This window comes from Streptomyces sp. NPDC090127, assembly GCF_044746945.1.
GTDB lineage: Bacteria > Actinomycetota > Actinomycetes > Streptomycetales > Streptomycetaceae > Streptomyces.
The window spans coordinates 580,854-593,946 of sequence record NZ_JBIVDE010000005.1 but is presented as its reverse complement, the minus strand read 5'-3'; the positions used below and the strand labels follow the sequence as shown (position 1 = coordinate 593,946).

Annotated in this window: 8 protein-coding genes; 1 reads left to right on the top strand and 7 read right to left on the bottom strand. The window is 74.5% G+C overall.

Annotation, left to right across the window (positions count from 1 at the left end; genetic code table 11):
- Positions 1-2: 2 nt before the first annotated feature.
- Genes ACIPPS_RS21560 through ACIPPS_RS21540 form a run of 5 tightly spaced genes read right to left on the bottom strand, consistent with a single transcriptional unit; the run spans position 3 to position 10,302 of the window.
- Positions 3-4,889, bottom strand: coding sequence for a beta-ketoacyl synthase N-terminal-like domain-containing protein (locus tag ACIPPS_RS21560; RefSeq protein WP_401434353.1), 4,887 nt, complete (start codon positions 4,887-4,889; stop codon positions 3-5).
- Entirely contained in the window at positions 4,886-6,865 is a 1,980-nt protein-coding gene (locus tag ACIPPS_RS21555) for an amino acid adenylation domain-containing protein (RefSeq protein WP_401434350.1), read from the bottom strand. The genes ACIPPS_RS21560 and ACIPPS_RS21555 overlap by 4 nt, the downstream gene beginning before the upstream one ends.
- Positions 6,855-8,672, bottom strand: coding sequence for a condensation domain-containing protein (locus ACIPPS_RS21550; RefSeq protein ID WP_401434348.1), 1,818 nt, complete (start codon positions 8,670-8,672; stop codon positions 6,855-6,857). Before ACIPPS_RS21550 ends, ACIPPS_RS21555 begins: the two co-directional genes overlap by 11 nt.
- Positions 8,669-9,613, bottom strand: a complete 945-nt coding sequence (locus tag ACIPPS_RS21545; protein WP_401434345.1) for a thioesterase II family protein — start codon at positions 9,611-9,613, stop codon at positions 8,669-8,671. Before ACIPPS_RS21545 ends, ACIPPS_RS21550 begins: the two co-directional genes overlap by 4 nt.
- Positions 9,610-10,302 (bottom strand): NADPH-dependent FMN reductase, encoded by a 693-nt coding sequence (locus ACIPPS_RS21540; protein WP_401434343.1) that lies wholly within the window; start codon positions 10,300-10,302, stop codon positions 9,610-9,612. Before ACIPPS_RS21540 ends, ACIPPS_RS21545 begins: the two co-directional genes overlap by 4 nt.
- 394 nt (positions 10,303-10,696) lie before the next feature.
- On the opposite strand from ACIPPS_RS21540, the gene ACIPPS_RS21535 reads away from it, so the two are divergent.
- The gene (locus ACIPPS_RS21535) at positions 10,697-11,764 is read left to right on the top strand and encodes an aspartate-semialdehyde dehydrogenase (RefSeq protein ID WP_401434341.1); all 1,068 of its coding nucleotides are present in this window, start codon (positions 10,697-10,699) and stop codon (positions 11,762-11,764) included.
- 10 nt (positions 11,765-11,774) lie between these two features.
- Here the strand turns inward: ACIPPS_RS21535 and ACIPPS_RS21530 are convergent, their stop codons facing one another.
- On the bottom strand, positions 11,775-12,680 hold the full coding sequence (locus ACIPPS_RS21530; protein ID WP_401434338.1) for a LysR family transcriptional regulator: 906 nt from the start codon (positions 12,678-12,680) through the stop codon (positions 11,775-11,777).
- A gap of 49 nt (positions 12,681-12,729) precedes the next feature.
- Positions 12,730-12,936, bottom strand: a complete 207-nt coding sequence (locus ACIPPS_RS21525) for a hypothetical protein (RefSeq protein WP_401434335.1) — start codon at positions 12,934-12,936, stop codon at positions 12,730-12,732.
- Positions 12,937-13,093 lie beyond the last annotated feature (157 nt).

Sequence of the window (13,093 nt, the reverse complement as noted above, 5' to 3'; positions counted from 1 at the left end):
GGTCAGCTGTCCCCCTTCAGCTTCTGTTCGGCCTCGATGGCGGAGAGGGCTTCGACCTCGCGCAGCATCGCCTCGAACTCGTCCAGGCCGATGGACTCGGCCTGGTGGGCGCGGATCGCCGCCGCGAGCCCGGGAACGGTCGGTGCCTCGAAGACGGCGCTCATCGGGAAGTCGCCGTGCGCCTGCCGCAGCCGGCCCACGATCTGGATGGCGAACAGCGAGTTGTCACCCAGGTCGTAGAAGTCGTCGTCCGGGCCGATCGGGGCCGCGCCGAGCATCTCCTGCCACACGCGTGCCACCGACTGGGCCAGCTCGTCGTCCGGCCACACCGTCGCCGGGTCCCAGTCGCTGTCCTCGGGCCGGCCGCTGCCGAGCGCGTCGGTGAACGAACTCGCGGTCAGACCCTGCTGGTCGGCGAGAACGTCCTGGAAGTCGGCCCGGGAGACCACCAGCTGCGGCAGCCCGCCGGCCAGCGCGGCGCGGGCGAGCGCAAGGCCGTCCGCGACCGGGATGCCCTGGCTGCGGCGCAGCCGCTCGTACAGCTCGCGCACCTCGGGCAGTCCGGCCATCTGCTGCTCGAACCAGTCGTCCCACTCCCACTGCGCCCAGTCCAGGGTCACGGTGGTACGCGCCGACGCCGACGCCGACGCCGCGGCGGCGAAGGCGTCCAGGAAGGCGGCGGCCGCGCAGTTGTCGGCCTGGCCGAAGCCGCCGACGATGCCCGTGGTGGCCGAGCCGGTCAGGAAGAAGTCCAGCGCGTCGTCGGCGAGCAGCTCGTCGAGGAGGAGGGTCGAGCGGACCCGGGCGCCGAGGACCTTCTCGAAGTCGTCGCGCGTCTTGAGCGCGACCAGACCGGTGCCCCGCGCGTCGGCGCAGTGCAGGACGCCGTCGACGGCGCCGAGCAGCGCCCGGGCCTCCTCCACGGTCCGCCGCGCCTGGTCCGGGTCGGCCAGATCGGCGGCGCGATAGGTGACGGCGTCCGGATGGGCGGCGCGCAGCGCGGCGAGCCGCCCGGCGCGGTCCCGCTCGGGCCCCGCGGGCAGACCGGGCCAGTCGGCGGGGGCGGGGAACGCCGGGTCGCCCACCAGCACCAGGCGGGCGCCCGCCCCGGCGAGCTGCTCGGCGAAGCCGAGCCCGGCCTCGCCCGACGCGCCGGTGACCAGGTATCCGGCGCCGGCCTTCCAGGCCCGCTCGACGGGCACGGCGGCCAGCTCGACCGGCGCGAAGGCGCGGGTCAGCCGCTGCGCGCCCCGGTAGGCGACGAGCGGCTCGGCGCCGGGGCCCGCCAGTTCGGCGGTCAGCTGCGCGGTGAGCCGGGTGTGCGCGACGGCGTCGGCGGGCGGGTCGACGTCGATGCTCCGGCAGGTCAGCCAGGCGTACTCCTGCGGCAGCACGGTCACCGCGCCGTACAGGGCCGCCCGCTCCGGCTGCGTCACGGGCGTGCCGTGCGCGTCCTGGAGGTGGTCGGTGAGGACGTCGATCCGTACGGGGGTGCCGGCGCCGCTCCCGTCGAGCGCCTGGGCCAGCGCGACCAGGCTGTGGAAGCCGGTCGCCATGGAGTGGGCGTACCGGTCGGCCGCCGGGCGGACGGTCCCGTCCGCCGGGTCGGTGACCGCCCAGGCGTGCAGGATCCGGTCCGGGCTCAGCCCGTCCTGGGCCAGCTCCTCGAGGATCCGGGCGAGGTGCTCCGGGTCCGCCGGGTCGGCGTCGTAACCGTGCACGGAGGTGCGGGCGTACGCCCCCGCCCCGCGCACCGTGGTGACGCTCTCGCCGCGCTCGCGCAGCGCGGCGGTCCACGCGTCGGTGAGGCCGCGGCCGTCCGCGAGGACCAGCCAGGAGGAGGCGCTCTCGGTCCGCTCCGGGGCGGCGGGCGCGGGGGCCCGGTGCCAGACGGGGGCGTAGGTCCACCTCGACGGATCCGTCCGCGCGGGGGTCGCCGCGGTCGGCTTGGGCAGCAGGAAGCTCCGCCCCTCGAAGGGGTGGCCCGGCAGCGGCACCCGGCGGCGCTCGCCCGCGATGTGCAGCGCCGTCCAGTCGACGGGCACACCGTGGCACCACAGCTCGGCCAGGCCCTCGCGGACGCCGAGGTCCTCGGGGCGCGCCTCGGCACCGGCCCGCGGCTTGCGCAGCAGCGTGACGACGGGCCCGTGGTCCGGGTGGGTCCTGACCAGGCCGCCGAGCTGGCTGCCGGGCCCCGCCTCGACGAAGACGGTCGGGCCGCGCTGGGCGAGGGCGGCGATGCCGTCGGAGAAGCGGACCGCGCGACGGGTGTGGGAGACCCAGTACGCCGGGTCGGTGGCCTGCTCGTCGGTGATCCAGGTGCCGGTGACGTTGGAGAGGAAGGGGATGCGCGGCGCGTTCAGCGTGACCGCGCGCAGGACCTCCTCAAGGCCGGGCAGGGCCGGTTCGACCAGAGCGGTGTGGAAGGCGTGCGAGGTCTCCAGCTCCTTCACCGACACGCCCCGCGCCTCCAGGACGCGGCGGGCCTCGGCGACCTCCTCGGGCGTGCCGGCGACCACGCAGGAGCCGGGTCCGTTGACCGCGGCGATCGTCGCCCGGCCCTCCAGCGCCGTCGTCAGCGTCTCCTCGTCGAGCAGCACGGAGAGCATCCGGCCCGGTGCGAGGTCCTGCATCAGGCGGGCGCGGCGGGCGACCACGCGCAGGGCGTCCGCCAGGGTGAACACCTCGGCCAGGCAGGCCGACACGTACTCGCCGAGGCTGTGTCCGGTCATCGCGTCCGGGCGGATCCCCCAGGAGAGCAGGAGTCGCGCGGTGGCGTAGTCGAGGGCGAAGACGGTCGGCTGGGTGACGAGCGTCTGCCGCAGCCGCTCCCGGCTCTCCTCGCCGTCGGCGGCGAACGCCACCTCCCGGATGTCCCAGCCCAGTTCCGGCAGGAGGAGCTCGGCGCACTCGTCGAACGCGGCGCGGAAGACCGGCTCGGTGCGGTACAGGTCCGCGCCCATGCCCGGGTACTGGGCGCCCTGGCCGGGGAAGAGGAAGACCACGGCGGGCGCCGCGTCGTCCTTCCCCGCGACCGTGCCGGCCCGGACCTGGCGCAGCGCGGCGGCGGCGCTTTCCCGGCTGTCGGCCACGACGGCCCGCCGGTGGGCCAGCTCGACGCGGCCCGACTGCAGGGTGTGGGCGACGTCCGCGAGCGGGGCGCCGGTGCGCGTGAGCGCCTCGGCCAGCCGCTCGGCGGCCGTCCGCAGGGCCTCGGGGGTACGCGCCGACAGCGGCAGGACCTGCCAGTCGGCGGACTTGGAGGCGCCGGTGGCGGTTGCGGCGCCGGTGGCGGTTGCGGCGGCGGCGGTCGCGGCGACGCCCGTGGCGGTTGCGGCGCCGGTGGCGGTCGCGGCGCCGGTGGCGGTCACGGCGGCGGCGGTCGCGGCGACGCCCGTGGCGGTCGCGGCGCCGGCGGCGGTCGCGGCGCCGGCGGCGGTCGCGGCGCCGGTGGCGGTCGCGGCGGTGGCGCCGGGCGCCACCTTGGGCGCGGCCTCCAGCACCACGTGCGCGTTGGTGCCGCCGATACCGAAGGCGCTCACCCCGGCACGCGGGGGCGTGGGACCGGCCGGCGTCGGCCACGGGGTGCCCGTGCCGCTGACCTTGAACGGGCCCTTGTCGAGAGCGAGTCGCGGGTTGGGGGCGCGGAAGTGCGCGGTCGGCGGGACGAAGCGGTGCTCCAGGGCGAGCGCGGCCTTGATCAGACCGGCGACACCGGCCGCCGCGTCCAGGTGGCCGATGTTGGACTTCACGGAGCCCAGATGCATCGTTCCGGCCGCCGCCTCGGGCCCGAACACCTCGTTGAGCGCCTGCACTTCGATGGGGTCGCCGAGCGGGGTGGCGGTGCCGTGCGCCTCGACGTACTGGACGGTGCCCGGCTCGACCCCGGCCACCGCCAGGGCCTCGGCGATGACCTCGGCCTGGCCGTGCGCCGACGGCGCGGTGAAACCGATCTTGGCGGAGCCGTCGTTGTTGACGGCCGAGCCGCGGATCACGGCGTGGATGTGGTCGCCGTCGGCGACCGCGTCCTCAAGACGCTTCAGGACGACCACGGCGACACCGTCACCGGAGACCGTGCCGGAGGCGTCCGCGTCGAACGGACGACATCGGCCGTCCGTGGAGAGGATCGCGCCCTCCTCGTACCGGTAGCCGCGCGGCTCGAACTCCCGTACCGCCACGCCTCCCGCGAGCGCCAGGTCGGACTCACGGCCGAGCAGCGACTGCACGGCCAGGTGCACGCCGACGAGCGAGGAGGAGCAGGCGCTCTGCACGGTGAAGCTGGGGCCGGTCAGCCCGAGCTTGTACGAGACGCGCAGGGCGAGCATGCCGGGGTCGTTGCCGATGGCGACCTGGATCTCGTCCGATATCCGCCCGTCACCACCGGAACCCGAGCCCGACCCGCCCGAGCCCGAGCCGCCCGAGCCGGAACCGGAGCCGCCGGAACCGGAGCCGTCCCCACGGGCGCCGCCGTCGATCCGCTCGCGCAGATAGCCGCTGCCGGACGTGCCCGCGAAGACACCGGTACGGCCCTCGGAGGTGCCCGCCGGGTAGCCGGCCCGCTCCAGCGCCTGCCAGGCGGTCTCCAGGAACACCCGGTGCTGCGGGTCCATCAGTTCGGCCTCGGCGCGGGTGACGCCGAAGAACTCGGCCTCGAAGCGGTCGAACCCGTCGAGCGGGAAGCCCGCCTTCACGAAGGCCGGGTCGGCCAGCAGCCGCTCGGACACACCGGCGGCGGCCAGCTCCTCGTCGGAGTAGGCGCGGCGGCCCTCCTCACCCGCGGCGACCATGCGCCACAGCGCGTCGACATCGCCGGCGCCGGGGAAGCGTCCGCTCATCCCGATGATGGCCACGGACTGCTCGGGCAGCGGCAGTTCCGTCTCGTACGTCATGCGTTCTCCCCGTGCGGGTGGGTAGTGGACTGTGCGGCGAGCAGCTCCTCGACGGCCTCCGCGAGTTCGCGTACCGTCGGCGCGTCGAAGAAGAGCCGTAGCGTCGCGGCGACCCCGAACTGCTCCTTGGTGCGGGCCACCACCTGGGTCGCGAGCATCGAGTGCCCGCCGAGGTCGAAGAAGTCGTCGTCCAGGCCGACCCGGTCGACCGAGAGCACGTCGGCCCAGATCTCCGAGAGGGCCTTCTCCACGGGCGTCCCGGCCGCCTCGAACCCGCCGCCGAGCTCGGGCCTGACCGCGTCGGGCGCGGGCAGCGCGCGGCGGTCGACCTTGCCGTTGAGGGTCAGCGGCAGCCGGTCCAGGGCGACGAAGACGTTGGGCAGCATGTACGCGGGCAGGGTCCGGCCCAGGTACTCGCGCAGCTCGACCGTGCCGTGGCCCACGGCACCGTCCGAGCGCAGCCCGACCGTGCCGGGGCCCGCAGCGCCGTCCGAGCGCAGCCCGACCGTGCCGGGGCCCGCAGCGCCGTCCGAGCGCAGCCCGACCGTGCCGTGCCCCGCGGCGCCGTCCGCCGGGCCCGGTACCCAGTACGCCACCAGGCGCGGATCGCCGACGGAGTCCTCGTCGACGACGACCACGCAGTCGCGGACGGCCGGGTGCCGGGTGAGCGTGTTCTCGATCTCGCCGAGCTCGATGCGGTAGCCGCGCACCTTGACCTGGTGGTCGAGGCGCCCGAGGTAGAGGTGGTCGCCGTCGGCCGTGCGCCGCGCGCTGTCGCCGGAGCGGTAGCGGCGGGCGCCGGGCACGACCGCGTCCGGGTCGGGCAGAAAACGCTCGGCGGTCAGCGCGGGGCGGCCCAGGTAGCCCCGGGCCACACCGGCCCCGCCGACGAACAGCTCGCCCGCCTCACCGGCCGGGGCCTCGGTGCCGTCGGGCGCCGCGACGCTCATGGTCCAGCCGTCGAAGGCGCCGCCGATCACGCTGCCGGCCCCTGAGTCGAGGTCGGCCGAGGTCATCCGGCGGTGGGTGGTGTGCACGGTGGTCTCGGTGATCCCGTACATGTTGACCAGTTCCGGCCGGTCGTCGCCGTAACGGTCGATCCACGGCCGCAGCATCTCGGGCGGCAGCGCCTCCCCGGCGAAGACCACAAGCCGCAGCGCGTCCAGGGCGGCGGGTCGCGCCTCCTGCTCGTACCGGATCAGCTGGCGGAAGGCGGCGGGCGTCTGGTTGAGGACGGTGACGCGCTCGCGGCGCAGCAGCGCGTGCAGCTCCTGCGGGGCGCGCCGGGTCTCCTCCGGTACGACGACCAGCCGGCCACCGTGCAGGAGCGCGCCCCACATCTCCCACACCGACACGTCGAAGGCGGCGGAGGCGAACATCGACCACACGTCGTCGGCCCCGAAACCGAAGTGGCGGCGGGTGCCGTCGAACAGGCCGGTGACGTTGCGGTGTTCGACCATGACGCCCTTGGGAGTGCCGGTCGAGCCGCTGGTGTAGATGACGTACGCCAGGCTGTTCGGCCCGGTGCCGGGGGCTTCGGGGGCGGTGTCGGGGTATCGGGCGAGGTCGGTGGCGCCGGGGCCCGTCACCACGGTGTGGGCGACGGGCAGGCCGCGCCCGGCCCGGTCCGTCACCAGGACGGTGGCTCCGGCGTCGGCGAGGGTGAAGGCGATCCGGTCGTCGGGGCTCGCCGGGTCCAGCGGCACGTACGCGCCACCCGCCTTGACCACCGCGAGCAGCGCGGTCACCAGGGTCGTCGTGCGCTCCACGCAGACGGCGACCGGCACTTCGGGGCCGACGCCGAGCGTCCGCAGGTGGTGCGCGAGGCGATTGGCCGCACGGTCGAGGTCGCGGTAGCTCAGTCGGCCGTCGATGCCGGTCACGGCGATCGCGTCGCCGCGCTCGGCCGCCTGCCGTGCGAACCGGGCGTCGATGGTGCCCGGCAGCCCTGCCGTGGGCACTCCGTCAACGGTCAAGGTGGGTCGTCCTCTCGGAGCCGTCGGAGCCGGACCCCCGGAACCGGACCGCGACGAGGTCCAGAACCGGTCCGTCCGGGAGGGTGATCGCGTCGTGCAGCGCCTGCTCGTAGGCGGCCAGCAGCTCGGCCGGGGTGTCCGGGCCGAAGAGATCGGTGTCGTACTCCAGGGTCAGCGCGACGCCCGCGCCGGACTCCTGCGCGTACAGGCTGAGGTCGTACTTGGCGGTGTCCTGGGGGCCGGTGAGGTCCAGGGAGCAGTGGTCGAGCCCGGGGAAGACCGGCTCCGCCTGCTCCTTGAGGAAGCTGAACATCACCCGGAAGACGGGCAGGAAATCGCGGCTCCGCCGGGAGACCAGGACCTCTACCAGCTTGTCGAAGGGGAGGTCCTGGTGGGCGGAGGCCTCGATCAGCGCGGTACGGGTACGGGCGAGCAGCGCACGGAAGTCGGGGTCGCCGTCCAGCCGGACCCGGACCGGCACCATGTTGATCAGGCAGCCGACGAGGTCCTGGAGCTCCGGCCGGGTCCGGCCCGAGACCGGTGTGCCGACGGTGATGTCGTCGGATCCGGACCAGCCGGCGAGCAGCGCCTGGAACCCGGCGAGCAGCGTCATGTTCAGCGTGACCCGCTCGGCTCGACCGAACCGCCGTATGCGAGCCGTCAGTTCGGCTCCCAGCGTGCGGGTGACGACGGCCCCCCGGAAGGAGCGGCGCCGGGGCCTGGGGTGGTCGGTGGGGACGGCGAGAGCCTGCGGGTTCTCGCCGAGCACGGCGCGCCAGTGGTCGGTGAGGGCGTCCAGGGTGGAGCCCTGGAGCCACTCCCGCTGCCAGGCGGCGTAGTCGGCGTAGTGGAGGGCCGGCACCTGCGGGACGCTCGCGCCGTCCCCGTACAGCAGGCCGAGTTCACGGAAGAAGATCTCCACCGACCAGCCGTCGATGGCGATGTGATGGAACGTCACGACGAGGTGGTGCTCGCACTCCGCGACCCGGAGCAGCCGGGCCCGGAAGGCCGGGGCGGCGGCGAGGTCGAAGACCCACCGGCCCTCCTCGGCGGCGAGGCGGGCCGCCTCGGCCCGCGGATCAGCGGCCGGACCCGCCGTCGGACCCGGCGTCGGACCCGCCGTCGGACCTGCGGTCGGACCGGCCGTGGAGTCGGCGCCGTCGGAGAGGCCGGATGGGCCGGACAGGCCGGATGGGCCGGACAGGTCGGATGGGCCGGACAGGTCGGATGGGCCGGTCAGGTCGGTGTACGGCAGGTCGAACTCGGCGCCCGTTCGGGCCGGTTCCGCGACGACCTGGTGCGGGATTCCCGACGGCGCCTCGTAGGTGGTGCGGAGCACCTCGTGGCGGGCGACGAGCGCGCCCAGCGCCCGGCCGAGCCGGTCCCGGTCGAGGGCGCCGCGCATACGGAGCACGGTCGGCACGTTGTAGAGCGTGGTGTCGGGGTCGATCTGCTGCATGAACCACAGGCGTTGCTGCGCGAACGACAGCACCGGACGCTCCGCGCGGGCCGCCGCCGGTGCCGGTGCCGGTGCCGGTGGAGCCGCCCCCCTGGTGGCGGCGGTGCGCGCCGCCATGGCGTCCCGTACCAGCTTCGCCATCCCGGCGAGGGTGGTGGCGACCGCCAGCTCCCCGGGTGCGACGCGTACGCCGAGTCCGTCGTCGATCCGGTCGGCGAGCAGGTCCAGCGCCGGTGTCCGGCCGCCCAGGGCGTGCCAGTCGGCGTCGAGCGGCACCTCGGTGCGGGCGGGCAGCAACTCGGCCCACATCTGGGCGAGCTCTTCCTCGACGAATCCCATGGCTGTCATGCGTGTGATGTCCCGGGGCGAGAGTGGCGTACGGCGGCCTGGAGCAGGGCGAGGAACGTCGGCGGCAGGCCGCCCAGATAGAAGTGGTCGCCTTCGAAGACGTGGACGGAGGACCCGGCCGTGGAGTGGCCGGCCCAGGCGTACGCCTCTTCCGGCGGTACGTCGGGGTCGGCGTCGGCCACGAAGACGGTGACCGGGCAGCGGACGGCCGCCCCTTCGGCGACCCGGTAGGCGGCCAGGGCGCGCAGGTCGGCCCGGATGGCGGGGAGGACGAGCCGGACCAGTTCGGGGTTCTCGCCCACGTCGGTCCGCGTACCGCCCAGGCCCATGATCCGGGCGAGGACGGCGTCGTCGGCCTCGGCCTCACCATGGGCGCTGTCGGCGACGGCCGGCCGTGCCGTACGGACCGACGGCGCCGAACTCGCCGAGGCGACGAGGGCGTACGGGGCGAGGTCACCGGCGGGGACACCACCACCGTCACCGTCGCTTTCCAGGCGGCGGGCGACCTCGAAGGCGACGACGCCGCCCATGCTGTGACCGAAGAAGGCCGGCCGCCGCCGCAACCGGGGGCGGAGCGCCCCGTACACGCCGTCGGCCAGCTCGGCGACGGAGGCGGCGGGCTCCTCGAAGAGCCGGTTCTCGCGGCCCGGATACTGGACGACGAGCAACTCGACGTCGGGGTCGAGGGCGGCGGAGAGGCCGTAGTAGTAGCTGGCGGAGCCGCCCGCGTGCGGGAAGCAGACGAGGGTGTGCGAGGCGGCCGGCTTCGGGTGGAAGCAGCGGATCCAGGGGCTGGAGGGGAGGCTCGCGACCGCACGCCCCTCGAAGCGGCTGCCGGAACAGCGGCCGTCGGAACAGCGCTCGTCGGAACAGCGGCCGTCGGGACAGCGGCCGTCGGAACAGTGGCCGTCGGAACAGTGACTGTCGGCGGTGCCGGTCATCGGGCGGGCACCGCCTCGGCCAGGACCGTCTGCTGGTCCAGGACCGTCTGCTGGTCCCGGAGCGCCTGTGGGCCTTGGACCTCCCGCACGTCCCGGTGCGTCTGCTGGTCCCGAAGCGACTGATGGACCCGACGCGCCTCGGCGAACTCGACGATCTGTCCGCCCATGGCGAGCAACTGCCCCTGCACGTGCGGGTCGTCGCACTGCCCGTCGGGGCCGAACCCGGTGGTCGCGCTGTTGAGGGCGACGCCCAGCGGCGTGGTCCAGCCGCGCAGGGCGTGCACGATGTCCCGCAGCGCGGCGAGCGTGGTCACCGCCCCCTGCCAGCCCATGCCGACGGAGAGGCAGCCGACCGCGCGGCCGGACAGGTAGGGCCGGGCGTCGTCCCGGAGCTCCTCGGTGTGGTCCAGGGCGTTCTTCAGCAGTCCGGACACCGTGCCGTGGTACGCGGGGCTCGCCAGGACCACCCCGTCCGCCGAGGCCACCTCGTCGAGCAGCCGGCGCGCGGGGGGCGAGCAGCTCGCCGCCCTCGGGTCGTACAGCGGCATGACCAGGTCGGCACCGCCGACGAGACTGACGTCGGCGCCCAGCCGGGCGGCCTCCGCGAGGACCACCCGAAGACCCAGCTCCGCCGTCGAGCCGGGCCGGGAGGACCCCCCGATTCCGACGACCTTCACGGCCTGCTGCATGAACTCCCCGTTTCGCGGCTGCGGTATGTGATGCCCCCTCGGCCGACCGGTCGACCAAGCCGACGACCGATCAAGACCGGCCACAGCCTTCGCCAAGCCCACGCGCCGGTCAACGCTCGCAGGACGGGAGTTCCGATGCCGGGGTTCGGACTTTCCGATGGCGTGACCGACGGCGGCCGGACCCGATCGTTCCCACTGATGGGAGCCATCGGAGATGCCCGTACGGCCCCCCATTGCCGCGCGCCCGCGGGACCCCGATGATCGAACCGGCGCCGATCGCGCCCCGCCCCACGGCCGTGTGTCCGGCACGTACTCCCACAGGATCGACGCCCGGATCCCGCGGCCGCACAGCCGCCCGTCGGTGCCTCCCGCCCCGGGAGCGGCCGGGGCGGTCGTGGCTCCACTGCCTAGCGGATCCGAGAAGCCCATGCTCCTGGCCGACGCCCCGGCCGCCCCCCGTATCGCCGTCGTAGGCGCGACCGGCGCGGTGGGCGGGACCCTGCTCGAACTCATCGAGGACCGCAGGCTGCCGTACCGGCGGCTGCACCTGGTGGCCTCCGCGCGCTCGGCGGGCCGGACGATCCGCGTCGACGGCCACGACCACCAGGTCGCGGAGCTGGACCGGTTCGACTTCCGCTCGGTGGACGTCGCGTTCTTCTGCGCGGGCGCCGAGGTCAGCCGGGAGTGGGTCCCGGTCGCCGTGGCGCGGGGCGCGCTGGTCGTCGACAGCACCTCCGCCTTCCGGACGGCGCCGGGCACCCCGCTGGTCGTCACGGAGCTCGCGGCGGAGCTGCTGGACGCCCGACCGGCGGGCGGGGTGATCGCGGTGCCGGGCGCGGCCGCGGTGCCGGTGGTGCGGGTGGTCCGGGACGTGGAGCGCCGCTGGGGGCTGCGTCGGATCGTGGTCAGCACGTACCAGGGGGCGTCGGACGCCGGGCACGCCGGCATCGAGGAGTTGCAGGACGGGTCGCGGACCGTGCTGCAGGACCCGCAGGCCACGCCGGTGTCCGCGGTGTTCTCGCCGCCGCTCGCCTTCAACGTGCTGCCAAGGATCGGCGAGACGCTGGAGGACGGTTCCACCCGCCAGGAGCGGGAGTTGGCCGAGGAGATCCGCACGGTCCTCGGGCTGCCCGGGCTCGACGTGACGGCGACCTGTGTCCGGGTTCCGGTGGTCGGCGGGCAGGGCGCGGCGGTGTGGGTGGAGTGCCGGGAGGCGGTGGACCGCGGCGAACTGGTCGCGCTGCTCCGGGCGTTGCCGGGGGTCACGGTGCACGACTCTCCGGGGGCTCCCACTCCGGCGGACCTGGACGACCCGGACCGTGTCCACGTGGGCCGGATCCGGGTCGCCGCCACCGCGTCCGACGGTTTCTGGCTGTGGCTGGCCACCGACAACCTCCGGGTCGGGGGCGCGCTGGACGCCGTACGGATCGTGGAGGAGGTGCTCGCGCGCGGCACTCTGTGAGCCCTCACCGTCAGCAGGCCGTCCGGGGCCGTTCCTGCTCCATGAAGCGGATGGTCCCGTCGATGAACACCCGCATCTCGTGCGTGAGTCGGCGTCCGTACCGCCAGGCGATCTGGGTGTACACCTCGAACGGCGCCGTCCAGTCGAGGACCGTCAGCGACTTCGCCTCGACCTCGGCGGCCACCGCCATGGCGGGCAGCACGCTGATGCCGAGCCCGGCGGAGACCCCGCGCTTGATCGACTCGATGTTGCCGAACTGGAGCAGGGGTACGGGTTCGGCCGCTCGGTCGTTGAGCTCCGCCTCGAACATCGCCCCGTACGAACAGCCGGGCTCGGGCGCGAGGATGGGCACGGCGCGCAGGTCGGCGGTGGTGAGGTGGCGGGTGTCGGCGAGCACGTGCCCGGGCGCGGCGACCGCGACGAGCGGTTCGGAGCCGAGGACCTCGGTGACGACCCCGGGGTGCTCGGTCTCGGGCTCCATGAGGACGCCGAGGTCGAAGGTGCCCTGGCGGAGCGACTCGCAGGTGTCCTGGCAGAGGCTGGGGCGCAGGGCGAGTTGGAGGCGTGGGTAGCGGTGGTGGAAGTACTCCAGGACCGGCGGCATGCGGTAGGAGGTGAAGCTCTCCATCGTGCCGATGGTGAGCACCCCCGACGGCTCCCCCTGGCCGGTCGTCCGGTCGCGGGCCTCCTCGACGAGGGAGAGGATCTGCTCCGCGTACGGGATGAGCCGCTCACCGGCCGGCGTCAGCCGGATGCGCCCCCGCAGCCGCTCGAAGAGCTCCACGCCCAACGCCACCTCCAGGCTCTTGACCTGGGCGGTGACGCTGGACTGGGCGTACTTCAGATCCGCCGCGGCGCGGGTGAAGCTGAGCAGCGTGGCGACCCGGTGAAAGGTGGTGAGCTGCTTCAGATCCATGAGCTGTCCCGACGCCGCGGCGGACGAGGAGCGCGTCTTCCGACGGGGGTCACTGCCAACCCATGTCGGCGACGACGGCGGTGACGTCCGACGCGGCGGTGACGTCCGGTGCGCCCTGCTGCACCGGAGCGGCCGCGGCCACGCCCGTGGCCGTACCCGTGCCCGTGTCCGCCTGGGCGACGGCGGCGGGCGCGAGGAGCGCGCCGGTGACCATGGCGAGGAAGGCGACGGTCTTGACCATACGAACGCGAAGCATGACGAATCCCCCTGTGACTTCGTGATCCCTGTGGTCACAGCATCACGACTGGTGACATGGGGAGGAAAGGATTCCGGGTGGCCCGAATGGGTCCTGACCCATTCGGGCCACCCGGGCCGTTTCGGCCACCCCGGGGATAATGACCGGGGACGGACGG

Bases quoted from the DNA above. Each gene is read 5' to 3' on its own strand.
- ACIPPS_RS21560 (WP_401434353.1), bottom strand. From the start codon at position 4,889: ATGACGTACGAGACGGAACTGCCGCTGCCCGAGCAGTCCGTGGCCATC.
- ACIPPS_RS21550 (WP_401434348.1), bottom strand. From the start codon at position 8,672: ATGACAGCCATGGGATTCGTCGAGGAAGAGCTCGCCCAGATGTGGGCC.
- ACIPPS_RS21545 (WP_401434345.1), bottom strand. From the start codon at position 9,613: ATGACCGGCACCGCCGACAGTCACTGTTCCGACGGCCACTGTTCCGAC.
- ACIPPS_RS21540 (WP_401434343.1), bottom strand. From the start codon at position 10,302: ATGCAGCAGGCCGTGAAGGTCGTCGGAATCGGGGGGTCCTCCCGGCCC.
- ACIPPS_RS21530 (WP_401434338.1), bottom strand. From the start codon at position 12,680: ATGGATCTGAAGCAGCTCACCACCTTTCACCGGGTCGCCACGCTGCTC.
- ACIPPS_RS21525 (WP_401434335.1), bottom strand. From the start codon at position 12,936: ATGCTTCGCGTTCGTATGGTCAAGACCGTCGCCTTCCTCGCCATGGTC.